This is a genomic window from Micromonospora sp. NPDC004540 (genome assembly GCF_040610095.1).
Taxonomy (GTDB): Bacteria; Actinomycetota; Actinomycetes; order Mycobacteriales; family Micromonosporaceae; genus Micromonospora.
Genome location: NZ_JBEXLR010000014.1, coordinates 34,956 through 59,812, shown reverse-complemented (window position 1 = coordinate 59,812; position 24,857 = coordinate 34,956). Strand labels below are relative to the sequence as shown.

20 protein-coding genes and 1 tRNA gene are annotated in these 24,857 nt (G+C 73.6%); 10 read left to right on the top strand and 11 right to left on the bottom strand.

The genetic code is table 11. The features are described from left to right. Positions 1 to 63 precede the first annotated feature (63 nt). Together ABZV78_RS07540 and ABZV78_RS07535 are read left to right on the top strand one after the other, a co-directional pair. The gene (locus tag ABZV78_RS07540) at positions 64 to 1,854 is read left to right on the top strand and encodes a carboxypeptidase-like regulatory domain-containing protein (protein WP_355636267.1); all 1,791 of its coding nucleotides are present in this window, start codon (positions 64 to 66) and stop codon (positions 1,852 to 1,854) included. A 32-nt stretch (positions 1,855 to 1,886) separates the two neighbouring features. Beyond that, positions 1,887 to 2,285, top strand: coding sequence for a low temperature requirement protein A (locus ABZV78_RS07535; protein WP_355636265.1), 399 nt, complete (start codon positions 1,887 to 1,889; stop codon positions 2,283 to 2,285). Positions 2,286 to 2,362: 77 nt separating this feature from the next. Here the strand turns inward: ABZV78_RS07535 and ABZV78_RS07530 are convergent. Continuing rightward, positions 2,363 to 2,439, bottom strand: a tRNA-Thr gene (locus ABZV78_RS07530). A 365-nt stretch (positions 2,440 to 2,804) separates the two neighbouring features. Here ABZV78_RS07530 and ugpC point away from each other — a divergent pair. Continuing rightward, positions 2,805 to 3,896: a sn-glycerol-3-phosphate ABC transporter ATP-binding protein UgpC gene (gene ugpC, locus ABZV78_RS07525; protein WP_355636263.1), complete on the top strand. Its 1,092-nt coding sequence runs from the start codon at positions 2,805 to 2,807 to the stop codon at positions 3,894 to 3,896. Positions 3,897 to 3,953: 57 nt separating this feature from the next. Here the strand turns inward: ugpC and rlmB are convergent, their stop codons facing one another. Next, positions 3,954 to 5,072, bottom strand: coding sequence for a 23S rRNA (guanosine(2251)-2'-O)-methyltransferase RlmB (gene rlmB / locus ABZV78_RS07520; protein ID WP_355636261.1), 1,119 nt, complete (start codon positions 5,070 to 5,072; stop codon positions 3,954 to 3,956). Further along, positions 5,072 to 6,487 carry a cysteine--tRNA ligase gene (gene cysS / locus ABZV78_RS07515; protein WP_355636260.1) on the bottom strand — a complete coding sequence of 472 codons (1,416 nt, stop codon included), beginning with the start codon at positions 6,485 to 6,487 and terminating at the stop codon, positions 5,072 to 5,074. Before cysS ends, rlmB begins: the two co-directional genes overlap by 1 nt. Before the next feature lie 63 nt (positions 6,488 to 6,550). Here cysS and ABZV78_RS07510 point away from each other — a divergent pair, with 63 nt between their 5' ends. Both ABZV78_RS07510 and ABZV78_RS07505 read left to right on the top strand, forming a co-directional pair. Next, on the top strand, positions 6,551 to 7,198 hold the full coding sequence (locus ABZV78_RS07510; RefSeq protein ID WP_355636258.1) for a helix-turn-helix domain-containing protein: 648 nt from the start codon (positions 6,551 to 6,553) through the stop codon (positions 7,196 to 7,198). Between the two features lie 183 nt (positions 7,199 to 7,381). Next, on the top strand, positions 7,382 to 8,467 hold the full coding sequence (locus ABZV78_RS07505) for a hypothetical protein (RefSeq protein ID WP_355636256.1): 1,086 nt from the start codon (positions 7,382 to 7,384) through the stop codon (positions 8,465 to 8,467). Positions 8,468 to 8,526: 59 nt separating this feature from the next. Here ABZV78_RS07505 and ABZV78_RS07500 read toward each other — a convergent pair whose 3' ends face one another. Next, complete coding sequence (locus tag ABZV78_RS07500; RefSeq protein ID WP_355636254.1) at positions 8,527 to 9,225, bottom strand: HAD family hydrolase; 699 nt, start codon at positions 9,223 to 9,225, stop codon at positions 8,527 to 8,529. Beyond that, entirely contained in the window at positions 9,222 to 10,184 is a 963-nt protein-coding gene (locus ABZV78_RS07495) for an EamA family transporter (protein WP_355636252.1), read from the bottom strand. Before ABZV78_RS07495 ends, ABZV78_RS07500 begins: the two co-directional genes overlap by 4 nt. 82 nt (positions 10,185 to 10,266) lie before the next feature. Here ABZV78_RS07495 and ABZV78_RS07490 point away from each other — a divergent pair, with 82 nt between their 5' ends. Beyond that, positions 10,267 to 10,812, top strand: coding sequence for a CGNR zinc finger domain-containing protein (locus ABZV78_RS07490; RefSeq protein WP_355636250.1), 546 nt, complete (start codon positions 10,267 to 10,269; stop codon positions 10,810 to 10,812). Positions 10,813 to 10,861: 49 nt separating this feature from the next. Here the strand turns inward: ABZV78_RS07490 and ABZV78_RS07485 are convergent, their stop codons facing one another. The 5 genes from ABZV78_RS07485 to ABZV78_RS07465 form a co-directional block, all read right to left on the bottom strand. Further along, a complete protein-coding gene (locus tag ABZV78_RS07485; protein WP_355636248.1) occupies positions 10,862 to 12,271 on the bottom strand; it encodes a class II fumarate hydratase in 1,410 nt (469 codons plus the stop codon). Positions 12,272 to 12,306: 35 nt separating this feature from the next. Next, on the bottom strand, positions 12,307 to 15,288 hold the full coding sequence (locus tag ABZV78_RS07480; protein ID WP_355636247.1) for a BTAD domain-containing putative transcriptional regulator: 2,982 nt from the start codon (positions 15,286 to 15,288) through the stop codon (positions 12,307 to 12,309). A gap of 317 nt (positions 15,289 to 15,605) precedes the next feature. Then, positions 15,606 to 17,273 (bottom strand): fumarate hydratase, encoded by a 1,668-nt coding sequence (locus ABZV78_RS07475; protein WP_355636245.1) that lies wholly within the window; start codon positions 17,271 to 17,273, stop codon positions 15,606 to 15,608. Positions 17,274 to 17,350: 77 nt separating this feature from the next. After that, positions 17,351 to 18,784: a PQQ-binding-like beta-propeller repeat protein gene (locus ABZV78_RS07470; protein ID WP_355636243.1), complete on the bottom strand. Its 1,434-nt coding sequence runs from the start codon at positions 18,782 to 18,784 to the stop codon at positions 17,351 to 17,353. Between the two features lie 60 nt (positions 18,785 to 18,844). Beyond that, the gene (locus tag ABZV78_RS07465) at positions 18,845 to 19,348 is read right to left on the bottom strand and encodes an Lrp/AsnC family transcriptional regulator (RefSeq protein WP_355636241.1); all 504 of its coding nucleotides are present in this window, start codon (positions 19,346 to 19,348) and stop codon (positions 18,845 to 18,847) included. Positions 19,349 to 19,488: 140 nt separating this feature from the next. On the opposite strand from ABZV78_RS07465, the gene hppD reads away from it, so the two are divergent. Genes hppD through hisC form a run of 4 tightly spaced genes read left to right on the top strand, consistent with a single transcriptional unit; the run spans position 19,489 to position 23,548 of the window. After that, complete coding sequence (gene hppD, locus ABZV78_RS07460; protein ID WP_355636239.1) at positions 19,489 to 20,694, top strand: 4-hydroxyphenylpyruvate dioxygenase; 1,206 nt, start codon at positions 19,489 to 19,491, stop codon at positions 20,692 to 20,694. A gap of 10 nt (positions 20,695 to 20,704) precedes the next feature. Beyond that, a complete protein-coding gene (locus ABZV78_RS07455) occupies positions 20,705 to 21,418 on the top strand; it encodes an RDD family protein (protein WP_355636237.1) in 714 nt (237 codons plus the stop codon). 22 nt (positions 21,419 to 21,440) lie between these two features. Beyond that, the gene (locus tag ABZV78_RS07450; protein ID WP_355636235.1) at positions 21,441 to 22,448 is read left to right on the top strand and encodes an RDD family protein; all 1,008 of its coding nucleotides are present in this window, start codon (positions 21,441 to 21,443) and stop codon (positions 22,446 to 22,448) included. Further along, on the top strand, positions 22,445 to 23,548 hold the full coding sequence (gene hisC, locus ABZV78_RS07445; protein WP_355636233.1) for a histidinol-phosphate transaminase: 1,104 nt from the start codon (positions 22,445 to 22,447) through the stop codon (positions 23,546 to 23,548). Before ABZV78_RS07450 ends, hisC begins: the two co-directional genes overlap by 4 nt. Before the next feature lie 23 nt (positions 23,549 to 23,571). Here hisC and ABZV78_RS07440 read toward each other — a convergent pair whose 3' ends face one another. Further along, a complete protein-coding gene (locus ABZV78_RS07440; protein ID WP_355636232.1) occupies positions 23,572 to 24,825 on the bottom strand; it encodes a PQQ-binding-like beta-propeller repeat protein in 1,254 nt (417 codons plus the stop codon). Positions 24,826 to 24,857: the final 32 nt, after the last annotated feature.

Sequence of the window (24,857 nt, the reverse complement as noted above, 5' to 3'; positions counted from 1 at the left end):
GGAGGGTGATGTCTCCGGCTGCGGGCCGGATGACCTCTGTGTACTTTCAGAGACGGGGAAACAATGAAGGGTAGGGTGCTGCGCGCGCTGGGCGCGGCGGCGACGGCCGGCCTGCTGGCCGTCATGGGCCTCACCGGCCCGGCCCAGGCGACGGAAACCGCCGGCCTGGACGGCACGATCACCAACAAGCTGACCGGCGCGCCCGTCGCCGGGGCGGGAATCGTCATCCAGCAGCAGGACGGTTCCCAGTGGAACTTCACCAACAGCGACACCGCCGGCCACTTCGCGTTCCCGGACGCCCCGGCCGGCCAGTACACCGTCCAGGTGAACGCGAACGGTTACGTCGAGGAATGGCTCTGGGGCCACCGGAACAGCTGGGAGGCGGACCTGATCACGGCCCCGGCCACCCTCCAGATCCCGCTGATGCCCATCCAGTACGGCGACGTCGCCGGCCGTGTGGTGGACCGGAAGGGTGGCGGCATCCCGCACGTCAACGTCGAGCTGCGGCGCGGTGGCAACTGGGTCGGCAACGCGGCGACCGACGACGCCGGGCGCTACCGGTTCAGCCGGGTCGAGACCGACACCAACTATCAGGCGCAGTTCACCTTCCCGAGCGGCCAGGTGCTCTTCAACGGCGGGGCCAGCTCCGAGTACGAGGCGCCCTACTTCGCCGTGAAGGCGGACGTGACGACGACGGTCAACCTCACCCGGCCCCCGGTCGGAAATCTCGTCGTCAAGGCGGTCGACCAGGAGACCGGCGCCGCCATCGCCGGCTACTGCTGGTACCCGCAGGACGGCCCCGGATTCTCCTTCCAGACGACCTGCACCGACAGCCAGGGCCGGGCCCGGTTCCAGGACATCCCGGTCGGCACCTACAAGGGCGGCGGCTACGACCCCGACGAGAGCTACGTCAACGGCCTCTTCGGCCCGGTGACCGTGACCGAGGGGGAGACCACCAAGACCACTGTCAAGCTGGAGAAGTCGGTCAGCCTGCACGTCGACTTCGTCGACGCGACTACCGGCGAACCGGTCAGCGGGGCGTGCGCCACTCTGGCCGACCCGGTGCACACCGATGTCTCGCAGTACGGCCAGTGCGGTTCCGAGGTGGACTACAAGAACCTCTTCGCCGCCGACCACTTCCGGCTCTTCGTCGCTCCGTACGACGGGGAGCACGGCGCGCAGTGGGTCTCGACGACCGGTGGCGGAACCGGCGACCCGGCCCTGGCCAAGGTCTTCGCGCCGACGCCGGGCGAGCGCATCCGGGTGACCGTCAAGCTGGACGGCGCCGGCACCGTGACCGGGGTCGTCCGGGACGCCGCGACCGGAGCCGGCGTGGCCGATGTCTGCCCCAGCCCGACCGGGCCGGCCTTCGACGCCAACGCCGGGCCGAACTCCTCCTGCACGTACGACGGCGGTCAGTACCAGATCCGCAACCTCGGCCCGTACCAGTGGAAGCTGGCCTTCCCGGCGTTCGACGGGAGGCACGCGTGGGCGTGGTCCGGCAACGCGGCGACCCGGTCGTCCGCGACGCCGGTGCAGGTGACGGCGGGCGAGACCACCACCCTGGATGTGGCGCTGCCGGCCACGGGCACGGTCAGCGGCACGGTCACCGTGCCCGAAGGCACCTGCCTGCGGTGCGTGTCCATCACCGCGGTCGACCCGACCACCGGTGACTGGGCGGGCGTGGAGACGTCCCCCCGCGCCGACGGCACCTTCACGATGAAGGGTTTCAACACGCAGGACGTGCGACTCCTCTACAGCGTGGGCGACGGCCGGGTGGCGTACCCCGACCTGATCCACACCACGGCGGGCGGTGCCGTCAGCGGCGTCGCGATCACCGTGCCGGCCGCGTAACTCCGGCGGCCCCGGGCCCGTCCACCGTCGCGGTGGGCGGGCCCGCTGCCATCGGGACTCCGCCGTCTGTAGCGCCGGCGGTATTCGCCCACCTGATCATGGTCGCTGGCATCGTCGTCATCGCAGTCGGCGACGAGCTTGTCATCGAGCACCCGCTCGGACACACACCACCGGCCTGGATCACCGTCATCCTCGGCGGACCCGCACTGTTCATCGCCGGACGGGGCATGTTCGAGTACAGGGTGTTCGCCCGGGTCTCCCGCTCCCGGCTGATCGGCGTGCTCCTACTCGCCGCCACATCGCCGGCGGCGTTCTTCCTGCCGCCACTGCTGGTCGCCATCGCACCTGCCCTCGTCCTGGCCGGAATCGCCGTATCCGACGCAGCCCGCGCCCGAGGACGCCCACCCGAGCCGCCGTCACCACCCAGCTAGCCGGAAAGGTCCAGCGGGTCGCGGGGCAACTCCACGTCCTGGAGACCGAGCGGGCGGTGGAAACGCCTGATGTGATTTGGAGCCCCCGGCCGGGATCGAACCGGCGACATCTCGCTTACAAGGCGAGTGCTCTGGCCAGCTGAGCTACAGGGGCGCGTGGTCCGGGGTCAGCATAGCGACTGAGTGCCGGAAATCCCGTTCAGCAGGGCTCCCGAGCATGGAAAACGTCAATTTCCCGACCTCGACACCAGCGGATCGACGCCTCAGGGCTTCAGCGGCGGAGGGGATTGATACCTCGGCGTGCCCACCTGACCGTTATGCGTTATGCCGTCGGTCCCACCGCTCGCGCCTCATCTTGGCAGGCTCGCCAAAGCCGTTTACGGTGCAGTGACACGGACGACACTCCGGCTGGCCTCGGCTGCCCGGTCGACCGCCCGTTGGCCGGCGCCTCGGGCGCCGGTCGCTCCTTCCACTCGGATCGTCCGGCACGTTCCTGCCGGTGAAAGGAAGCGCTCCACCATGGCTACGGTCACCTACGCGAAGGCGTCCCGGATCTACCCGGGCACCGAACGCCCCGCGGTCAACCAGCTCGACCTCCAGATCGGCGACGGGGAGTTCCTCGTCCTGGTCGGCCCGTCGGGTTGCGGCAAGTCCACCAGCCTCCGGATGCTCGCCGGCCTGGAGGACGTCGACGACGGCGCGATCTACATCGACGACCGGGACGTCACCCACCTCCCGCCGAAGGCCCGCGACATCGCGATGGTCTTCCAGAACTACGCCCTCTACCCGCACATGACGGTGTACGAGAACATGGCGTTCGCCCTCAAGCTGCGCAAGACCTCGAAGTCGGAGATCGACCGGCGGGTCAAGGAGGCGGCCGGGCTGCTCCAGTTGGAGGAGTTCCTCAACCGCAAGCCGAAGGCGCTCTCCGGCGGTCAGCGCCAGCGTGTCGCCATGGGCCGCGCGATCGTCCGCGAGCCGCAGGTCTTCCTCATGGACGAGCCGCTGTCGAACCTCGACGCCAAGCTCCGCGTACAGACCCGTACGCAGATCGCGTCGCTCCAGGCCAAGCTCGGCGTCACCACGGTCTACGTCACCCACGACCAGGTCGAGGCCATGACCATGGGCCACCGGGTCGCGGTCATGCTCGACGGCGTCCTCCAGCAGGTGGACACCCCGCGGGCGCTCTACGACACCCCGGCCAACGTCTTCGTCGCGGGCTTCATGGGCTCCCCGGCCATGAACATCAAGACGGTGCCGCTGACCGACAACGGCGCCGCGTTCGCCGAGCTGAACGTGCCGCTGACCCGCGAGCAGGTCGAGGCGGCCCGCGCCGAGGGCGGCGACGGCAAGGTGACCGTCGGCTTCCGTCCGGAGGACTGCGACCTGGTCAGCCCGACCGAGGGCGGCATGCCGGTCGTGGTCGAGCTGGTCGAGGACCTGGGCTCCGACGCCAACGTCTACGGCCACGCCGCGCTCGAGGGCCACAACGAGCGGTTCGTGGTCCGCACCGACCGGCGCACCATGCCGAACATGGGCGACACCGTGTTCGTCAAGCCCCGCCAGGGCCGCAGCCACGTCTTCCACGCCGCCACCGGCAACCGGATCTGACGTACGCGAAGAAAGGGGCGGCCCGCCACGGCGGACCGCCCCTTCTGCGTGTCGTCGTTACGCCTCGACGGAGCGGCGCCGGGCGACCTCGGCGAGGGTGACCGCCGCGGCGACGCTGGCGTTGAGCGACTCGACGTCGGAGACCATCGGGATGCTGACCGTCAGGTCGCAGGTCTCGCCGACCAGGCGGGACAGCCCGCGCCCCTCCGAGCCGACCACCACGACCAGCGGGCCGACCGCGGCCTCCAGGTCGTAGAGGTCGGTCTGCCCGTCGGCGTCCAGGCCGACCACGATGAAGCCGGCGTCCTTGCACGCCTTCAGCGACCGGGTCAGGTTGGTGACCTGGGCGACCGGCACCCGCGCGGCCGCGCCGGCGCTGGTCCGCCAGGCGGTCGCCGTGATCCCGGCGGCCCGCCGCTCGGGTACGAAGACGCCCTGCGCGCCGAACGCGGCGGCCGACCGGATCACGGCGCCGAGGTTGCGCGGGTCGGTGACCCCGTCCAGCGCGACCAGCAGCGGGGCGGCCTGCTCCAGCGACGCCGCCATCAGGTCCTCGAACGGCTCGTAGGCGAACGGCGGCACCTGGAGGCCGACGCCCTGGTGCAGCACGCCGCCGGTCATCCGGTCCAGCTCGGCCCGGCTGATCTCGAGGATCGCGATGCCCCGGTCGGCCGCGGTGCGGACGATCTCGTTGACCCGGTCGTCGATGTCGATGCCCTGGGCGGTGTAGAGGGCGGTCGCCGGCACCTGGGCGCGCAGCGACTCCAGCACCGGGTTCCGCCCGACCAGCAGCTCCGGGCTGTCCTTGGCCGGGTTCGCCTTACGGCCGGGGGCGACCCGCGGCCCGGACCGGCCGGCGGGCTTGCCGCCCCGGCCCTTCGCGGCCGGAACGCCCCGGCCGCCGCCCTTGCCCCAGGTGGTGTCCTTGCTGCCCGGCTGTCCGATCTTGGGGGCGCGCCCCTCCTCGGCCGCCGCGCGGCGCTCCTTGTCCTGCTTCCAGGCGGTGCGCTGGGGCAGCTTCTCGGTGCCCGAGTACGCCTTGTGCCAGGGCCGCTCGTCGGCGGGCAGGGTGCGGCCCCGCCCGGCGAGGGCGTCCTTGCCCTTGCCGCCGGAGCCCTTCGGGGCGCCCGCCTTCGGCGTCAGTCGCCGGCCACGGCGCTGCGAGTTGCCGGCCATCAGTCCTGCTCTCCAATAGTCCAACGCGGGCCCTGGGGGGTGTCCTCGACGACCACGCCGGCCTGCTTGAGCTGGTCGCGTACGGCGTCGGCGGCGGCCCAGTCCTTGCGGCTGCGGGCCTGGGCGCGCTGCTCCAGGGCGAGCGCGATCAGGGAATCCACCACGCCGCGCAGGTCGTCCGCGCGGCCACCGCCGGTCCAGGCCGGGTCCAGGGGGTCAACGCCCAGGATATCCAGCATCGCCCGGGTGGCGGCGAGCGTCGTGCGGACGGTCACATCGTCGCCGCCGGTCAGCGCGTTGTTGCCGTCGCGGACCACCTCGTGCAGCACGGCCAGGGCGGCCGACGTGTTGAGGTCGTCGTCCATCGCCGCGACGAAGCCGGGCGGCAGCTCGCCGAGCTGCCCGGCGCCGATCCGCTCGGCGGCCCGCTGCACGAAGCCCTCGATCCGCCGGTAGGCGACCGCGGCCTCGCGGAGCGCGTCCTCCGAGTAGTCGATGCGGGACCGGTAGTGGGCGGCGGCGTAGTAGTAGCGCAGCTCCACCGGGCGCACCCCGAGGGACGCCACGTAGTCGAGGTCGAGGGTGTTCCCCAGCGACTTGCCCATCTTGGTGCCGCCGATGCCGAGCAGGCCGTGGTGCACCCAGAAGCGGGCGAACGGCAGGTCGGCGGCCTGCGACTGGGCGATCTCGTTCTCGTGGTGCGGGAAGGTCAGGTCGAGCCCACCGCCGTGGATGTCGAACTCCGGGCCCAGGTAGCGCCAGCACATCGCTGAGCACTCGATGTGCCAACCGGGACGGCCCCGCCCCCACGGCGACGGCCAGTAGGCGTCGGCCGGCTCCTCCGGCTTGGCGCCCTTCCAGAGCGCGAAGTCGCGCGGGTCGCGCTTGCCCCGCTCCGGGGCGTCCCCGGCGGACTGCATGTCCTCCGGCGACTGGCCCGACAACGACCCGTACGCCGGCCAGGAGGCCACGTCGAAGTAGACGTCGCCGGAGCCGTCGGTGGCCGGGTAGGCGTGCCCGGTCTCGATCAGCCGGGCGATCAGCTCGTGCATCTCCGGGATGTGCCCGGTGGCCCGCGGCTCGTAGGTCGGCGGCAGCACGTTCAGCGCCCGGTAGGAGGCGGCCAGGATCTGCTCGTTGGCGTAGGCGATCGACCAGAACGACCGCCCCTGCTCCATCGCCTTGACCAGGATCTTGTCGTCGATGTCGGTCAGGTTGCGGATGAAGGTGACCTCGAAACCGGAGGCGGTGAGCCAGCGGCGCAGCACGTCGTAGTTGACACCGGAGCGAAGGTGGCCGATGTGCGGCGGGGCCTGGAGGGTGAGACCACACAGGTAGACCCCCACCTTGCCGGCTTCCCGCGGGACGAAGTCCCGCACCGAACGGGTGGCGGTGTCATACAGGCGTAGCGTCACCGTACAAGGGTAGCCGTCCGCGCATTTCGGGGTATGCCGGAGCCGGGTCGTACGCTGCGTGCTGTGGACACGGCGGCACGGGCGGGAGAGACGGCGCAGACCCTGGACCGGGGGCTGCGGCTGCTGCACCTGGTCGCCGACGCGCCGGGCGGGTTGACCGTCACCGAGGCGGCGAACCGGCTGGGCATCGGCCGGGCGGCGGTCTACCGGCTGGTCGGCGCGCTGACCGCCCACGGCATGCTGCGCCGCGACGGCGAGGGCCGGCTCCGGCTCGGCGCCGGGGTGCTGCACCTGGCCCGGCGGGCCCAGCCGCTGCTCGCCGAGGGGGCGCTGCCCGCGCTGCGCCGGCTCGCCGAGCAGGCCGGGGCGACCGCCCACCTGACCGTGGTCGAGGGCGGCGAGGGGGTGGCCCTCGCGGTGGTCGAGCCGAGCTGGACCTCGTTCCACGTGGCGTACCGGACCGGATCGCGGCACCCGCTGGAGCGGGGCGCGGCCGGACGGGCCATCCTGGCCGGCCGCGCCGGCGCCGCCGGCCCGGTGAGCACCAGCGGCGAACTCCAGTCCGGGGCGTACGGGGTGGCCGCGCCGGTGCTCGGGGTGCCGGGGCTGGAGGCGAGCGTCGGGGTGGTCTCGCTGACCCCGCTCGACGTCACCGAGGTCGGCACCCAGGTGACCGCCGCCGCCCGGTCGATCACCGCGGCGCTGTCCTGAAGGGGCCTCCTGTTCTGCCGGTTCGGCGAGACGGCGAGGCGGCCCGATGGGTGGCGGCAACGCCGGTTCGCTAGCACGCCGACCGGGCGCGGTGGTGGTTGTCCACAGGGTGTCGCGTCAGAGGCGGCCGCGGTTGTCCACAGGGGTGTCCGGCGGCCGTCCGGCGCCGCCAGGCTGGTCGGCATGCCACCTCATCCCCATCGACCGCCCGAGCTGGCCTGGCAGGTCTTCCGCGGCTCGGACGTGGTCCGGCGCGGGCTGCTGACCCGGCACCAGCTCCGGGGCGCCTCCTGGATCCGGCTCCGCCAGGACGTCTACGCCGACGCCCGTCTCGACCGCGACCACGCGCTCGCCTGCCGCGCCGCGCTGCTCCGCCTGCCGCCGGGCACACTGCTCGCCGGGCCCTCGGCGGCCTACCTGCACGGGGTCGAGCACGCCGCCGGCTTCCGGGACGACGTGCACGTCCTGCTGCCGGCGACGGTGCGGGCCGACGCCCAGCCCGGCGTCCGGGTGCACCAGGCCCCGTCGCTGCCCGAGCGCATCGGTCTCGTCATCCCCGCCGCCACCGCGGCCTGCTCGGCAGGCATCACCTCGGATCGAGACGGCCCCGCCATCGGCCGCTGGAGCACCACGTCAGGCCAAGACGGCAGTGCCACCGGGCTCAACAGGGCGGTCACCGCCACGGCGACAGCTGATCGTGCGGCGGTGGGCGGCGAGCCGGGCCTGCCGAGCGGACCAGGCCGACTGCTCCGCACCGAGCCGGCCGTCTGCGCCTGGGAGACGGCGGTCTGGTCCGACCCGGTCCGGGCCGTCGGGATCGTCGACACCCTGCTCAGGATGGGCACGGTCAGTCGGACCGACCTGGCGGGCGTGGCCGACCGCAACGCCGGACGACCCGGTGGCCGCCGGGCGCGGTGGGTGTTCGGCCTGGCGGATCCCGGGGCCCAGTCCCCGTCCGAGTCGCACCTGCGGGTCCGGCTGGTGCTGGCCGGCCTGCCCCGCCCGGTCGCGCAGCACCCGGTGCGCGGGCCATCGGGCCTCGTCCTGCATCCCGCCCTGGCCTGGCCGGAGTTCCGCGTCGCCGTCGAGCACGACGGACAGTGGCACGTCGACCCGGATCAGCTGCACCGGGACCGCCAGCGGCTCGACCAGCTCGTGGCGGCCGGCTGGTTGGTGCTGCACGTGACCGGTCGCCGCCTGCACCGGGAGTTCCCCGCGCTGGTCCGCGAGATCCGCGCCGCGCTGGTGGCAAGGGGCTGGCGACCGTGAGGCACACCGGAACGCCGGCGCGGCGGCATTCAGCCGCCCCTGGTGGAGGCCGGTCGGGATCAGGTTCGGGCGGGCTGGAGGCGGGCGAGCACATCGGGCAGTTCGGCCAGCGTGGACACCTCGGCGTCCGGAGTGAGCCCCGCAGGGCGGGGCAGCCGGCCGCGGTTCAGCCAGACCGCGCGCAGCCCGGCGCGCTGGGCCGCGACCACGTCGTGCTCCGGCGAGTCCCCCACGTAGACGACGTGCTCGGCGGGGAGCCCGGCGGCCGCCACCACGGCCGCGTAGAACTCAGGTGCCGGCTTCTTCGGCAGGCCGTTCTCGTGCGCGTAGAGCTCGAAGGCGAACTCACCGGCGAGCCCGCAGCGTTCGGCGCGGCTGTTGCCGTTGGTGGCGAAGCCCAGCAGGTGGCGGGGGCGCAGCGCGGCCAGCGCGGGCAGCGCGTCCGGAAACGTCCGGGTCAGCGCGAACCGGCGGGCGAAGAAGAGCGCCGCGAACTCGTCCAGGTGGGCATCCAGTCCGGCGCGGGCCAGCGACCGGGCCAGCGCCGCCCGCCGGATCTCCTGCACCGGCGCGGCGCTGAGCGCCCCGAAGACCACGCCCCAGTCCGACTCCAGGTCCGCGAGCGACACCTCGGCCGCCGCCGGGGTCCACCGCCGCATCTCCTCGAGTACGGCCGCCAGCGCGCCGGTGACCGCGGGACGCAGGTCGACCAGGGTCTCGTCGGCGTCGAAGACGACGGCGCCGCGCGGTCGGCTCATCGCTCGGCGGCCAGGGCCGGCTCGGCCGGGGTCGACGGGGCGGCTTCCGGCGTCGAGCGCAGCTCGTCCACCCGGACCAGGGCGACACCGGCGACGATGAGCACCCCGCCGAGCAGTTGGACGGTGCTCGGCAGCTCGCCCAGCACCAGCCAGGCGATCAGCACCGCGAACATCACCTCGGTCAGCCCGACGAAGGAGGAGAGCCGCGCGCCGAGCAGCCGGGCCCCGGCGACGCCGGTCAGGTAGGCCACCACCGCGGCGATCAGCGACAGGCCGGCGATCGGCACCAGCCAGCTCATCTCGTGCCCGGCGAAGCTGACGTCAGCGGTGCCGGCGCGCAGCGGGAGCGCCCGGACCAGACCGAGCAGGAGCAGCACCAGGGCGCCGACGGCCATGCCACCGCTGGCCATCACCACCGACGGCAGCGCCGGGTCGACCCGCCCGGCGATGACGAAGTAGCCGGCCAGCCCGACCCCGGCGCCGAGCCCCCAGAGGACGCCGACCGGGTCGAGCCGGCCGGCGCCGGTCAGGTCCAGCACGAACACCAACCCGCACAGGGCCGCCACCGAACCGGCCACGGTGAGCAGCCGGGGCCGCTGGCCGTGGACCAGCCACATCCAGGCGACCACCAGCACGATGCCCAGGTACTCCAGCAGGAGCGCGACGCCGACCGGCAGGTAGCGGACCGCGTTGAAGAAGCACGCCTGGGCCAGGGCCACCCCGAGCAGCCCGAACACCACGAGCGTGCCGGCGTTGCGGCGCAGCACCGGCCACCGGCCGCGCAGCGCCAGCAGGGCCGGCACGGCCAACACCAGCGCGGCGATGCCGACCCGGGCGAGCACCACCGCCTCGGCGGACCAGTCGCCGGTGATCAGCGGTCGGGCGAAGGTGCCCGAGGTGGCGAAGGTGAGCGCGGAGATCAGCGCCAGGCCGAGGCCGACGCCGGGCCGTTCACGCATCGACAGCTCCTTGGGTCGGCCGGACATTAGTCAAGCGGGGTTATGCTGATGACGCTAGGCCGGCACCCCGACAGGAGTCAAGTTGCTGTTTGCTCATGACACCGAGTGCGGCCTGATCGCGTCCGCGGCGCTCGTCAACACGGCCGGCCCGGACCGGGAAGGGCTGCCCGATGTGGCCGCCCTCGACGAGTTCTTCACCGCGTACGGGTGGACCGGGCGGCACGAGCACACGGAGGCGGAGCTGCGCGAGGTCCGCGCGCTGCGCCCCCGGCTCCGCCGGATCTGGTACGCCGACACCGACGAGGTGGTGGCCGTGGTCAACGGGCTGCTCCGCGAGTCGCACGCGCTGCCCCAGCTCGTCCGGCACGACGACGAGCCGTACCACCTGCACGCCGTGCCGCGGGACGCGCCGCTGGCCACCCGGATGGCGGTCGAGGCCGCCATGGCGCTGGCCGACCTGGTCCGCATGGACGAGCTGAGCCGGCTGCGTCTCTGCGACCACCCCGACTGCGACAATGTGGTGGTCGACCTGTCCAAGAACCGGTCCCGCCGATTCTGCGAGGCCGGCTGCGGCAACCGGGCGGCGGTCAGCGCCTACCGGGCCCGCAAGGCGGCGTCCCACGCCTGACGCACCGCGGCCCCGGCCGTCGGCTAGGGAGGCCGGGGCGCGCCGTGGGTCAGGGGTGGGTCATCCGGAGCAGATCCAGTGCCTCGTCGAGCTGGGTCTCGCTGAGCTTGCCCGAGTCGACGTGCCCGCGGGAAATCACCACCTCGCGGATGGAGACCTGCTTGGCCAGCGCCTCCTTGGCGATCGAGGCGGCCTCGTCGTACCCGAGGTGGCGGTTGAGCGGGGTGACGATCGACGGCGAGCCCTCGGCGTACGCCAGGCAGACCTCGGCGTCCGCGACCAGGCCGACCACGAGGCGGTCGGCGAAAAGCCGGCTCGCCGCGGAGATCAGCCGGATCGACTCCAGCAGGTTGCGGCCCATCACGGGAAGCATCACGTTCAGCTCGAAGTCGCCCTGCGAGCCGGCGAACGCCACCGTGGCGTCGTTGCCGATCACCTGTGCGCACACCTGCCGCATGGCCTCCGCCACCACCGGGTTCACCTTTCCCGGCATGATCGACGAGCCGGGCTGGAGGTCGGGGATCCGCAGCTCCCGCAGGCCCGCGCGGGGGCCGGAGCCCATCCAGCGGATGTCGTTGGCCATCTTGTAGAGGCCGACGGCGACGGTGCGGAGCTGGCCCGAGGTCTCCACCAGCGCGTCGCGGGCGCCCTGCGCCTCGAAGTGGTTACGCGCCTCGGTCAGCGGCAGCCCGGTCGAGGCGCGCAACCGCTCGATCACGGCGGCGGCGAAGCCGAACGGGGTGTTGATGCCGGTGCCCACGGCGGTGCCGCCGAGCGGCAGCTCGGCGAGCCGGGGCAGCGCCCCCTCCAGCCGCTCGACGCCGTAGCGGACCTGGGCCGCGTAGCCGCCGAACTCCTGGCCCAGGGTGACCGGGGTGGCGTCCATGAGGTGGGTACGCCCGGCCTTCACCACGGTCTCGAACTCCGCCGCCTTCTCCTCCAGCGCGCCGGCCAGGTGCTTCAGCGCGGGCAGCAGGTCCTCCACCACGGCCTGGGTGGCAGCCAGGTGGATCGAGGACGGGAAGACGTCGTTGCTGGACTGGGAGGCGTTGACGTCGTCGTTCGGGTGCACGTCGCGGCCCAGCTCCCGGCCGGCCAGCGTGGCGATCACCTCGTTGGTGTTCATGTTGGACGAGGTGCCGGAGCCGGTCTGGAAGACGTCGACCGGGAACTGGTCGTCGTATCCGCCGTCGGCCACGTGCGCGGCGGCGGTGGCGATCGCCTCGGCCACGTCGGCGCCGATCACCCCCAGCTCGCCGTTGACCTGGGCCGCCGCCCCCTTGATCTGCGCCAGGGCCTTGATCTGGGCCGGTTCGATGCCCCGTCCGGAGATCGGGAAGTTCTGCACCGCGCGCTGGGTCTGCGCCCGCCACAGCGCCTCGGCGGGCACCTCCACCTCGCCCATCGAGTCGCGTTCGATCCGATACCCGGTCGCCTCTGGAGTCGTCACGCGTACCATCCTGCCGCGCCCGCCGCCGACGCGCACATGATCGCTCAGTCCAGCTCGGCGAGCAGCGCCGCCACCTCGTCCCGCTCCGGCGCGTCGAGCTGGCGGACGAGATCGAGGGCCCGGGTCGCGTGCGAGCGGGCCGCCGCCGGGTCGGTCGGGCGCAGGCAGCGGGCGATGCCGGCCAGCGCGCCGGCCTCCTCGTGCCGGGCCCGCAGCCGGACCGCGTCCTGGAGCACCCGGCGGTAGAGGTCGAGCGCGCTCCGCACGTCGCCCTGGTCGAGCAGGGCCCGCGCCAATAGGTTGCGGGAGAGGCAGCCGAGGACCCGGTCCCCGGAGGCGGTCACCGCGATCAACGCCTCGCGGTGCAGGGCCGCGGCGGCCTCCGGCCGCCCCAGCTTCCGTTCGATCACGCCCAGTTCGTTGAGCACCTCGCCCTCGCCGAAGCGGTTGCCCTCGCGGCGCTTGAGCCGGAGCGCCAACCGCAGGAACCGCAGCGCGCCGGGAAGGTCGCCGAGCCGGGCCCGCGCGGTGCCCAGGTGACCGATCGCGTTGCGCACGCTGTTCAGGTCACCGGTCTCCCGGCTCAGGGCGAGCTGGCGGCGGGAGACGGCCTGCGCCTCGGCGTACCGGCCCCAGGCCAGCAGGACCACGGTCTGGTTGTTCAGCAGCGCCGACACGGCGGCCGGCTGCCCGGTGGACCGGGCCAGTTCCAGTGCCGCGTCCAGGTGCGCCATGGCCGGCGCCAACTGCCAGTCCGCCCCGTACGCGATGGCCAGGTTGCGGCGGACGGTGGCCTCGCCCTCGCGGTCGCCCAGCCGCCGGCGGATCTGGAGGGCGCCCTCCATCAGCTCGATGGCCTCCGGGAAGCGGCCGAGCCGGAACAGCCCGGAGGCCAGGTAGTTGCGGGTGGTGGCGACGGCCGCCTCGTCGTCGCACCGCTCCGCGGCGCGCAGGGCGACGGTGTGGGTGTCGATCAGCTCGTCCAGGTGGCCCCGGCTGAAGAGGTGGTACCAGCTCACCCGGGCGAGCTGCCAGCAGTGCCGGAGCAGGCCCTCGTCGGCCGCCAGCCGGACCAGCGCCGGCAGGGTGGACCGGTTGCGGTCGAACCACGCCGGGCCCTCCGCCGCGCACGCGGTCACCAGGTCCGGCCGGGGCGGCTCGGGCAGCACCAGGGCGGCCCGGCTGGCCGCCGGCTCCATCGGGCGGGAGATCGCGTGCGCCGCGTGCAGGTGGTGGTCGAGCAGTCGCCGCACCGCCTCGGCCCGCTCCCCGGGCCGTCCCGCCCCGCCCACCAGCTGCCGGGCGAAGTCCCGCACCAGGTCGTGGAAGCGGAACCGGCCGGGCTCGGGCTCCTCCAGCAGATGGGCATCGACCAGGCCGTCCAGGAGGTCCTGCGCCTCGGCCAGCGGCACGTCGGTGACGGCGGCCGCCACCTGGTGGTCGAAGAACACCGCGGGATGGACGCCGAGCAGCCGGAACAGCCGCTGCGCGGCCGGGTCGAGCTGCGCGTACGACAGGTCGAAGGCCTGCCCCACCGAGCGTTCGCCGACGGACAGCTCGATGAGCGCGTCCCGGCCGCCGGCCAGCCGGTCCGCCAGGTCCTGGACCCGCCACCGCGGCCGGTGCACCAGCCGCGCCCCGGCCAGGCGGATCGCGAGCGGCAGGTGGCCGCAGCGGCGGGCCACCTCGGCGGCCGCCTCCGGCTCGGCGGCGACCCGGTCCGCGCCGACCACCCTGGCGAGCAGCTCGACCGCCTCGTCCGGGTCGAGCACGGCCAGTGAGGACGGCCGGCCGCCGTCGAGACCGGTGAGCCGGCGTCGGCTGGTGATCAGCGTGAGGCAGTCCAGGCCGTTGGGCAGCAACGGCGCCACCTGGACCGCGGTGGCCGCGTTGTCGAGCACCACGATCGCCCGCCGCCCGGACAGCTCGCTGCGCCACAGGGCCGCCCGCTCGTCGACGTCGGCGGGGATGCGTGCGGCGGGCACCCCGAGCTGACGGAGCAGCGCGGCCAGGGCGGCCGCCGGGGTGACCGGCTCGCGCTCGCTGTGCCCGTGCAGGTCGATGAAGAGGTGGGCGTCCGGGTAGCGCGCGGCGAGGGCGGCCGCCAGGTGCACGGCCAGAGCGGTCTTCCCGGTGCCGGCCATCCCGTCGATCAGGTGGATCCGGGCGTCGCGCTCCTCGGTCTCCTTGACCAGCCGGGCCAGCGTGTCCTGCCGGCCGGTGAAGTCGCTGATCGCCCGGGGCAGCGCCCGAACCGGACTCGGGGCCGGTTGCTGCGGCCCGGACAGGGCCAGGTCCCCGGCGAGCACACGCTGGTGCAGCTCCTGCAACGCCGCGCCCGGTTCGATGCCCAGCTCCTCGGCGAAGATTCGGCGCCCCTCCCGGTAGACGGTGAGCGCGTCCGCCTGGCGGCCGACCGCGGAGAGGGCCAGCATCAGCTGGCCGCGCAGCCGCTCCCGCAGCGGGTTCCGTTCCACGGTCTCGCTGAGCTCGTCGATCAGGTCGGCCTCCCGGCGCAGCCGCAGCTCGACCTCGACGCACTCCTCCAGCACGGTGAGTCGTTGCTCGTCGAGCGCCTGCGCCCGCCGCCGCACGCTGCGGCTCGCGATCCCGCTCAGCGCCGACCCGCGCCAGAGCGCCAGCGCGGCCCGGTAGTGGCGGCTCGCCTCGGCCGGCTGCCCGGCGTCGACCGCCGCCCGGCCGGCCTCGACCGTCTGAGCGAAGACCTCGGCGTCCAGGTCGGCCGGGGCGATCCGGATGCCGTACCCGACCGGGTCGGTGACGATCGTCTCCGGCGGCAGGCCGAGCACGACGAGGCGCTGCCGCAACCGGGACACGCAGATCTGAAGCTGGGTACGGGTGGTGGCCGGTGGCCGCTCCTCCCAGATGGCGTCGACGAGCTCCTCGACGGGCACCACCCGACCGGCCCGCAACAACAGCATGGCCAGCAGTGTCCGATCGCGACCCGCGGTGATGGTGGCCTCGCCACCACCGACCCGCAGCGGCCCCAGAATCCCGAACCGCATCCGCGCCCCCGCACGCCTCTTGTGGAACTTCCAGCAGCGTAACCCGCTGGTAACCACGCGCGGCGGGCGGGTGATAGCGACGTGATAGCGGATCGACAGCACCAGGCCGGAGACTCGTGCCGGGTTGCCGGGACACGGCATCCGACGGGGGCGGTGCGCCCGCCCGGGCGTGGACCCGGGCGGGCGCACCGATGTCGATGAATGCCCCGATCCCGGAACGGCGTCACGTCCGCCGGCCGGCGTTCGCTGAGCTGGCGGCACGACGAAGGGGCACCAGGTGGGATCCCGCCCGGCGCCCCTTTCGCGTACGTCGGAGGTCAGCGCCGCCCGACGGTGAGCACCGGCTTGGTGACCTCGGCGAAGAAGTCCTCGCCCTTGTCGTCGACCACGATGAAGGCCGGGAAGTCCTCCACCTCGATCTTCCAGACCGCCTCCATGCCCAGCTCGGGGTATTCGAGCACCTCGACGTGCTTGATGCAGTCCTGGGCGAGGCGGGCGGCCGGGCCGCCGATCGAGCCGAGGTAGAAGCCGCCGTGCGCCTGGCAGGAGCGGGTGACCTGGGCGGAGCGGTTGCCCTTGGCCAGCATCACCATCGAGCCGCCGGCCGCCTGGAACTTCTCCACGTAGGCGTCCATCCGGCCGGCGGTGGTCGGGCCGAACGAGCCGGAGGCGTAGCCCTCGGGGGTCTTGGCCGGGCCGGCGTAGTAGACGGCGTGGTCCCGCAGGTACTGCGGCATCGGCTCACCGGCGTCCAGCCGCTCGGCGATCTTGGCGTGCGCGATGTCCCGGGCCACCACCAGCGGGCCGGTCAGCGACAGCCGGGTCTTCACCGGGTACTTCGACAGCTCGGCGCGGATCTCGTCCATCGGCCGGTTGAGGTCGACCCGGACCACCTCGGAACTGTCCAGCTGGGCGTCGGTGACGTCGGGCAGGTAGCGCGCCGGGTCGGTCTCCAGGCGCTCCAGCCAGACGCCCGACGGGGTGATCTTGGCGACCGCCTGGCGGTCGGCCGAGCAGGAGACCGCGATGGCCACGGGGCAGGAGGCGCCGTGCCGGGGCAGCCGGACCACCCGGACGTCGTGGCAGAAGTAGCGCCCGCCGAACTGCGCGCCGATGCCGAAGTTGCGGGTCAGCTCCAGCACCTCGGCCTCGAGTTCGAGGTCGCGGAAGCCGTGCGCGCTCATCGAGCCCTGCGTCGGGAGGGCGTCGAGGTACTTGGCGGATGCGTATTTGGCGGTCTTCAGCGCGTACTCGGCGGAGGTGCCGCCGATGACAATGGCCAGGTGGTAGGGCGGGCAGGCCGCGGTGCCGATGAGGCGCAGCTTCTCCTCCAGGAACTGCATCATCCGCGTCGGGTTCAGCAGCGCCTTGGTCTCCTGGTAGAGGTAGGACTTGTTGGCCGAGCCACCGCCCTTGGCCATGAAGAGGAACTTGTAGGCGTCGGGGTGCCCGTCCGGGTCCTCGGCGTAGAGTTCGACCTGGGCGGGCAGGTTGCTCCCGGTGTTCCGCTCCTCCCACATGGTCAGCGGGGCGAGCTGGGAGTAGCGCAGGTTGAGCCGGGTGTAGGCCTGGTAGACGCCGCGCGAGATCGCCTCGGCGTCGGTGCCGTCGGTGAGCACGTGCCGGCCGCGCTTGCCCATCACGATCGCGGTGCCGGTGTCCTGGCACATCGGCAGCACGCCACCGGCGGCGATGTTGGCGTTGCGCAGCAGGTCCAGCGCGACGAACCGGTCGTTCGGCGAGGCCGCCGGGTCGTCGATGATCGAGCGGAGCTGGGCCAGGTGGGCCGGGCGCAGGAAGTGGGCGATGTCGTGCATCGCCTCGGCGGTCAGCGCGGTCAGCGCGGTGGGCTCCACGGTGAGGAACCGACGGCCACCCGGGCCGTTGACGACGTCGACGCCCTCATCGGTGACCAGCCGGTATTCCGTCTGGTCGGGCCCGGTCGGCAGCAGGGGGGCGTACGAGAAGGCGGCGGCACTGCTCATGACCGAAAAGCCTAGGGCAGAGCCGTCGATCGGTGGCACCCGCCGGGTGCGTCCTGGGACGCCGCTCTCACCCGGCCTCACTTGCCGTCGGCGCAGAGTTCGTTCTTCGGGCCGCAGCTGCCCTGGTCGGTCGGGGGCCGCCAGGTGTCGCCCGGGTCCGGCGCGGGCACCGCGCCCTCGTCCGGCGGGGGCACCCCGGCCGCGCCGGCGCCCCACCGGACGTACCCGATCTCCCGGCCCTCTCCGATGATCATGCCGTTCGGGCCGACCGCCAGGGCGTTCGCCGAGGTGCGCAGCAGGACCATCTCGTGCCCGCTCCGCGGCTCGACCGCGATCAGCCGGGACGGTTTCTCCTCGGCGATCAGCGCCGCGTACGGGGTGAGCACCGCGCCGGTCTTCCCGCCGGCCGGCCGGGTCCACCGGGTGCTGTCGGCCGACAGCTCCCGGCCGATCAGCGTGCTCTTGTCGGCGCTGCGCACCAGCGCGTAGCGGTCGTCGACGGCGAGCAGCTTCTCGCCCTCCGCGCCGACCTGGAGCAGCCGGCCGTCGTAGCCGTCGATCACCGCCTCGCGCCCGTCCGGGGCGACCCCGATCAGCACGTTCCGCGCGCCCTGCGGGTCCTCCCGCTGCACGCAGCCGGCGTAGTCGGCGGTGCGCAGGTTCACCCCGTTGCGCCGCCACACCTGCTGGCCGGTGGCCGGGTCGATGGCGGTGACCGTGAAGTAGCAGGTCCCGTCGCGGGAGGTGGCGGCGATCCGGAGCAGCCGCCCGCCGATCACCGCGAGCCGCTCCTCGCGGCCGGGCTCGACATTCTGGACCACCCGGCCGGTGGCGGTGTCCACCACGTGCACCCGGTCGTCGACCGGGAACCCGAGCAGCGGCGGGACGGACTCCGGCCCGGCCACCCCGCCGTCGATCCGCGGGGCGCCCAGCCGCCGGGTCCCGAGCAGCTCCGGGTTGTCGGCGAGCACCCCGCTGTTCACGCCCGGCAGGAAGGAACTCCAGAGCGGAGTGGTCCCGCGCGGCTGCCAGGCCCGCAGGGTGCAGTCGGTGGGCTCCACGCAGTATGCGTCGAGCAGCAGGTTCCGGTAGGTCCAGACCGCGATGGCCCGCTCGTCGCGGCGACGGACCACGCCGGTGGCGGGGTCGAGCACCTCGTACCCCTTGTCCAGGAGCTTGCCCACGGCGACGACCGGGTCCCGCTCGCTGCCGGCCACCGCCGCCCAGTCGGCCTTGCGCTCCCAGAGCTGCGCGCCGTTGGCCAGGCTGCGCGCCTCGACCCGGGTGCGCTGCTCGACGATCACGGTGTCGCCGGCGATGGTGACGCTTCTCGGTGTGCCGCCGACCCGCTGCTGCCAGACCGGCTCGGGGTCGGCGATCGGCCTGCTCCGGTCGATCCAGTCCGAGATGGCGGGGAACGGGTTCCACACCCCGGTGGAGACGAGCACGACCACGGTGATGAGCCCCAGCAGCAACCAGCCGCGTACACCAAGGCCCTTCACACCGCACACGGTAGCGACGACCACCGCTGCGCCGGCCCCCCGAACGGCCGTGTCGCGCCGCTTTCTCGGTCAGCCGCCGTGCGGTGCGCCGCGTGCGGCGGAGCGGACCAGGGGCAGGGTGCGGTAGGGGATCTGCTCGGCGAGGGCGATGATCGTGGAGGCGCGGCGGATGCCCTCGGAGGCGACGATCTGGTCGATGACCCGCTGGAGGTCGGTGTTCGACCGGGCCACGATGCGGCAGAGCAGGTCGCTGGAGCCCGTGATGGTGTGCGCCTCCAGCACCTCGGGGATGGCGGCCAGGTGCGCGGTGACCGGGTCGTGGCCGTGCCGCTGGCTGATCTCCAGGGTCACGAAGCTGGTCACCCCGAAGCCGATGGCGGCCGGCGAGATGTCCGGCCCGAACCCGGCGATCACCCCCCGCTCGACCAGCTTGTCGAGCCGGGCCTGGACCGTGCCCCGGGCCACGCCGAGCCGCCGCGAGCACTCCAGCACCCCGATCCGGGGCTCCTCGGCGAGCAGATCGATCAAGCGGGCATCCAGCGCGTCGAGCTGTACATCCTGACCAGTGTTCATGGGGTTTCACATTACCGAATGCACAACCTGACCAGCAATTTCGCCAACTGTTGCCCAACGGGCGGCCGCGCAGCGATCCTCGCCACAACAGCAGACCAACGGCGGCCCACGAGGCCGGCCGGTACGCAAGGGAGGCCACCATGACCCAGGCGATCGACCGACCCCAGTCGACCGAGGAGGTCGACGTCGACGCCCTCGTCGGCGCCGTCGACCACGACATCACCCACGACCCGTTCCCGGTCAAGGGCCTCGACCACGTGCACTTCCTGGTGGGCAACGCCAAGCAGGCCGCCCACTACTACTCCACCGCGTTCGGCATGACCTGCGTGGCGTACCGGGGTCCGGAGCAGGGCTACCGGGACCACGCCCAGTACGTGCTGACCAGCGGCTCCGCCCGGTTCGTGCTGACCGGCGCGGTCCGCCCGGGCGCCGAGGGCGCCGAGCACGTGGCCAAGCACAGCGACGGCGTCTCCGACATCGCGCTGGAGGTGCCGGACGTGGACGCCGCGTACGCACACGCCACCGCCCAGGGCGCGACCGGCCTGGTCGAGCCGCACGACGTCAGCGACGAGCACGGCACCGTCCGGATGGCGGCCATCGCCGCGTACGGCGACACCCGGCACACGCTGGTCGACCGGTCTCGCTACACCGGGCCGTTCCTGCCCGGCTTCGTGGCCCGCGGCCCGATCGTGGACCGGCAGCCGATGATCGACGCCGGCATCCAGCCGAAGCGCTTCTTCCAGGCCGTCGACCACGTGGTCGGCAACGTGGAGCTGGGCCGGATGGACGAGTGGGTCGAGTTCTACAAGCGGGTCATGGGCTTCAGCAACATGGCCGAGTTCATCGGCGACGACATCGCCACCGACTACTCGGCGCTGATGAGCAAGGTGGTCGCGAACGGCACCCGCAAGGTGAAGTTCCCGCTCAACGAGCCGGCCGTCGCCCGCAAGAAGTCGCAGATCGACGAGTACCTCGAGTTCTACCAGGGCCCGGGTGCCCAGCACATCGCCGTGGCCACCAACGACATCCTCGCCAGCGTCGACGCGATGCGGGCCGCGGGCGTCGAGTTCCTGGACACCCCGGACTCCTACTACGAGGACCCGGAGCTGCGCGCCCGGATCGGCGAGGTGCGGGTGCCGATCGAGGAGCTGAAGTCCCGCAAGATCCTGGTCGACCGGGACGAGGACGGCTACCTGCTCCAGATCTTCACCAAGCCGGTGCAGGACCGCCCGACCGTCTTCTTCGAGCTGATCGAGCGGCACGGCTCGCTGGGCTTCGGCAAGGGCAACTTCAAGGCCCTGTTCGAGGCCATCGAGCGGGAGCAGGAGAAGCGCGGCAACCTGTAACACTGTCCGCGTGACCCAGCCTTCGAACGCGTCTCCGCCGCCCGCCGGGCCCCCGCCCGCGGGCGGCGGCTTCGCACCGCCGTCCGGGCCGTACCTGCCGCCGTCGCAGCACACCCCGCCCACCTACGCCGGGCTGCCGAGCTACCCCCCGCCACCCCCGGGGTACGCCCCGCACGCCGGCTTCGTGCCGGCCACCCGGGCCCCCAACGGGCAGCCGCTGGCCGGCTTCGGCGAGCGGCTGGTGGCCTGGCTGATCGACACCGCGGTGGCGACCGCCGTGGCGATGGTGCTCTTCGCGCCGGTCTTCTTCTGGCTGGTCGTCAAGATGGTCGACGACATGCCGCCGCCCGGGCCGGACGGGAGGGTGGCAGGGCCCGACTTCGCCACGGTCATGACCGACTTCTTCCTGCCGGTGCTCCTCGCCGAGTTCGGCGTCTTCGCGCTCCTGCTCGTCTTCTACTGGCTCTACCACGTCGAGTACGCCCGCCGGACCGGGCAGACGCTCGGCAAGAAGGTGATGAAGCTGCGCATCGTGCCGCTCGACCCGAACACCCCGCTCACCCGGGGCATGCTCGGCAAGCGGTACCTGGTGGAGTTCGTCGCCGGCGCGCTGCTGCCCTTCGCGAACTACGTCGACGGCTTCTGGCAGCTCTGGGACAAGCCCTGGCAGCAGTGCCTGCACGACAAGTTTGCCGGCACCGTCGTCGTTAAGGTTGCACCGTGAGCGAGCACAGCGAGGCACGGCCGTGAGCGTGCAGCCCGGCTGGTACGTCGACCCCGCCGATCCCGAGACCCGCCGGTACTGGGACGGCGAGGGGTGGATCGGCGCGCCGATCCCGGTCGACGCCACCCCGCCCGACGGACCACCGCCGCCCGAGCCGGCTCCCGCTGCCGCACCGGCCCCCGCCGCGGCCGCGCCGCAGTCGGGCCAGCCCGCCCCGGGCGGCCCGGCCGTCGGCCCCTACCCGGGCTCGCCCGCCGCTGGCCCCGGCCAGCCGTGGCCGGGACAGCCGACCCAGCCCGGCCCCTGGCCGGGACAGCCGGGACAGCCGGGACAGCCGGGACAGCCGGGACCGTGGGCGGGTCGGCCCGGCCAGCAGGGGCCGCCGCCGGGCTGGCCGTACCCAGGCTGGCCGGGGCGGCCGCCGATGCCGCGCCCGCACGGGCTGCCGCTCGCCTCGTACGGCGCCCGGCTGGTCGCCCGCCTCATCGACTTCGGCGTGGTGTTCCTGCTCAACGCCGCGGTCAACGGCTGGTTCGTCTGGCGTCTCCTCGGTGAGTGGGCCGCTCCGTGGCAGGAGTTCGTGCGGCGGGTCAACGCGGGTGACACCACCAACGAGCCGCTGCCGCCCCCCGGCGAGCAGTTCACCGGCCTCCTGGTCGCCATCCTGCTGATCGCCACCGCGCTCTGGTTCGCCTACGAGGTGCCCTCGATGGCGGCCCGCGGGCAGACCTTCGGCAAGCGGCTGATGGGCGTCCGCGCGGTGCCGGTCGAGACCGACCAGCCGCTCGGCTTCGGCCGGGCCACCCGGCGCTGGAGCACCCTGGGCCTGCCCACCCTGCTCTGGTACTGCTTCGGCCTGGGCCTGCTGCTCCAGTTCGTCGACGCGGTCTCCCCGCTCTTCGACCAGCCGCTGCGCCAGGCCCTGCACGACAAGCGGGCGCAGACCGTGGTGGTCCAGCTTCCCCGCACCCGGCCCGACACCCGTACCACCCCGCGCGACCGCGCCAACCCCCCGGGAGACACCCCATGACCGACACCGGACGTCACCAGCCTCCGCTGCGGCTCACCCGCGCCGACCTGGACGCGCTGCCCAACTACGTGCCCGGGCGGAGCCCGGCCGACCTGGCCCGCGAGCTGGGCCTGCCCGAGGCGATCAAGCTGGCCAGCAACGAGGTCCCGTACGGCCCGCTGCCCGGCGTGGTCGAGGCGGTCGCCGAGGCGGTCGCCGGCTCGCACCGCTACCCCGACATGGGCGTGGTGGCGCTGCGCCAGGCCCTCGCCGAGCGGTACGGCGTGGACGCCGACCGGATCGCCACCGGCTGCGGTTCGGTGGCGCTGGCCGAGCACCTGGTCCGGGCCACCTGCCTCCCCGGCGACGAGTTGCTCTACTCGTGGCGGTCCTTCGAGGCGTACCCGATCATCGCGGCGACCAGCGGCGCGACCAGCGTGCGGGTGCCGAACGACGCCGGCCACGGCCACGACCTGGCCTCGATGGCGGCGGCGGTGACCGACCGGACCCGGATGATCCTGGTCTGCAACCCGAACAACCCGACCGGCACGGCGGTCCGCAAGGCCGAGCTGGACCGCTTCCTCGACGCCGTGCCGGACGACGTGCTCGTGGTGATCGACGAGGCGTACCGGGAGTTCGTCACCGACCCCGAGGTGCCGGACGGCCTCAGCTACCTGGACCGGCCGAACGTGGCGGTGCTGCGCACCCTGTCCAAGGCGTGGGGCCTGGCCGGCCTGCGGATCGGCTGGCTGGTCGCCGAGCCGACCGTGGCGGCCGCGGTGCGGAAGGTGGTCACCCCCTTCTCCACCAGCATGGCCGCCCAGGCGGGCGCGCTGGCCGCGCTGACCCAGGCCGACGAGGTCGAGCGGCGCTGCGCGCTGGTCGTCGCCGAGCGGGACCGGGTCACCGAGGCGCTGCGCAAGTTCGTCCCGGACGTGCCGGAGAGCCAGGCCAACTTCGTCTGGCTGCCGCTGGGCGAGCGGGCCGTCGAGTTCGGCAAGGCGTGCGAGGCGCGCGGCGTGATCGTCCGACCGTTCCCCGGCGACGGGGTGCGGGTCACCATCGGCACGCCGGCGGAGAACGACGCCTTCCTGACCGCCGCCGAGGCCGCGCTGGCCTGACGGCAGGTCCGATCGCCCCCCGGTCAGGTCAGGGCCAGCAGCACCGGCTCGGCCATCAGGAAGTACCCCTGGTCGTCGTCGTCCGGGCGGGCCCGCTCGCGGACCCGCTCCACCGCCACGTAGCCGTCCGCCGCGTGCGCCCGGCCGGGTTGCCAGCCGATCCCGTCCCGGCCGATGTCCATGGCGAACCGGGACCGCTCGGCGCCGGTCACCGGGTCGACGGTGACCAGGTCCCGCCCCTCGGTCAGCAGGTGCACGCGGCCCGGCTCGACCGCCAGGATCCGGACCGCTCCGAGGTCGGCCCGGCGCCACAGCTCCTCGCCCGTCCGGGCGGACCGCCCGGTCACCACACCGCCCGCGGTCCCCACCGCGCGCTCACCGTCCAGCTCGGTGTCCGGGCCGTCGAGGGCGGGAGCGGCCACCGGCTCACCCGCGCGGACCACCAGCCAGCCCCGGCCGGTCTCGTCGCCGCGCCCCGAGGTGCGCAGTCCCCGGCAGGCCGAGTGCCCGTCCCGGCAACCGACCGGGGTGACCACGAGCTGGTCCGGCGCGTCCGGCGGCCGCCAGCGGGTCCGCACCGCGCCGGTCGCGGCGTCCCGGAACTCGACCGTGGCCGGACCGGCGCAGGAGTCCACCCCGAGCAGCTGGCCGGTGGCCGTGGTGCCCACGTCGGCGCGGCAGCCCCGCGCCACCTCGGCCCGCCACAGCCGGCGGCCGTCCGCCAGGGCGTACCCGCCGACCGCGCCCGGCCCGGCGGCGACCAGCACGGCACGGCCGTCGGTCGCCCGGGTGACGTGCAGGCCCGCCGGGTCCCAGACCGTGGCGGCGTAGGTGCGACGCGGCTTCGGCACGGCGCCCGGCTCGGGCCCGTCGGCCCGCCAGGCGACCCGCCCGGTACGCGCGTCCAGCGCCACCAGCTTCCCGTCGGACCAGCGGCTCACCACCGTGGTGCCCTCGGCGAGCACCCCGACCAGCTTCGCCGGCCAGCGGCGGTAGGACCAGAACGGGGTGACCCGGTGCTTACCGGAGACGGGCTGGTCGGCGTAGACCTGGCGGGCGCCCGCGTAGACGCGGAGCCGGCCGTCCACGACCAGCGGTGCGACCGGCAGCCGGCCGATCACGCCGACCGGCGGGGTGGGCGCGACCGGGTACGCGCCCCGGGCGACCGTCTCGACCTCGGCGGGCGCGAGGACCCGGAGGACCACGGCGGCCGCCGCCGCGACGGCCAGCACCGCCACGACCGCCACCACGATCCGTCGCCCCGAGGGCTTCCGCATGCCGCACCTCCGCCCGGCACCCTACCCAGCGG

Coding starts and splice junctions, on each gene's coding strand:
- ABZV78_RS07540 (WP_355636267.1), top strand. CDS start 64: ATGAAGGGTAGGGTGCTGCGCGCGCTGGGCGCGGCGGCGACGGCCGGC.
- ABZV78_RS07465 (WP_355636241.1), bottom strand. CDS start 19,348: ATGAACACTGGTCAGGATGTACAGCTCGACGCGCTGGATGCCCGCTTG.
- ugpC (WP_355636263.1), top strand. CDS start 2,805: ATGGCTACGGTCACCTACGCGAAGGCGTCCCGGATCTACCCGGGCACC.
- hppD (WP_355636239.1), top strand. CDS start 19,489: ATGACCCAGGCGATCGACCGACCCCAGTCGACCGAGGAGGTCGACGTC.
- ABZV78_RS07500 (WP_355636254.1), bottom strand. CDS start 9,225: ATGAGCCGACCGCGCGGCGCCGTCGTCTTCGACGCCGACGAGACCCTG.
- hisC (WP_355636233.1), top strand. CDS start 22,445: ATGACCGACACCGGACGTCACCAGCCTCCGCTGCGGCTCACCCGCGCC.
- ABZV78_RS07440 (WP_355636232.1), bottom strand. CDS start 24,825: ATGCGGAAGCCCTCGGGGCGACGGATCGTGGTGGCGGTCGTGGCGGTG.
- rlmB (WP_355636261.1), bottom strand. CDS start 5,072: ATGGCCGGCAACTCGCAGCGCCGTGGCCGGCGACTGACGCCGAAGGCG.
- ABZV78_RS07485 (WP_355636248.1), bottom strand. CDS start 12,271: ATGGTACGCGTGACGACTCCAGAGGCGACCGGGTATCGGATCGAACGC.
- ABZV78_RS07505 (WP_355636256.1), top strand. CDS start 7,382: ATGCCACCTCATCCCCATCGACCGCCCGAGCTGGCCTGGCAGGTCTTC.
- ABZV78_RS07475 (WP_355636245.1), bottom strand. CDS start 17,273: ATGAGCAGTGCCGCCGCCTTCTCGTACGCCCCCCTGCTGCCGACCGGG.
- ABZV78_RS07480 (WP_355636247.1), bottom strand. CDS start 15,288: ATGCGGTTCGGGATTCTGGGGCCGCTGCGGGTCGGTGGTGGCGAGGCC.
- ABZV78_RS07495 (WP_355636252.1), bottom strand. CDS start 10,184: ATGCGTGAACGGCCCGGCGTCGGCCTCGGCCTGGCGCTGATCTCCGCG.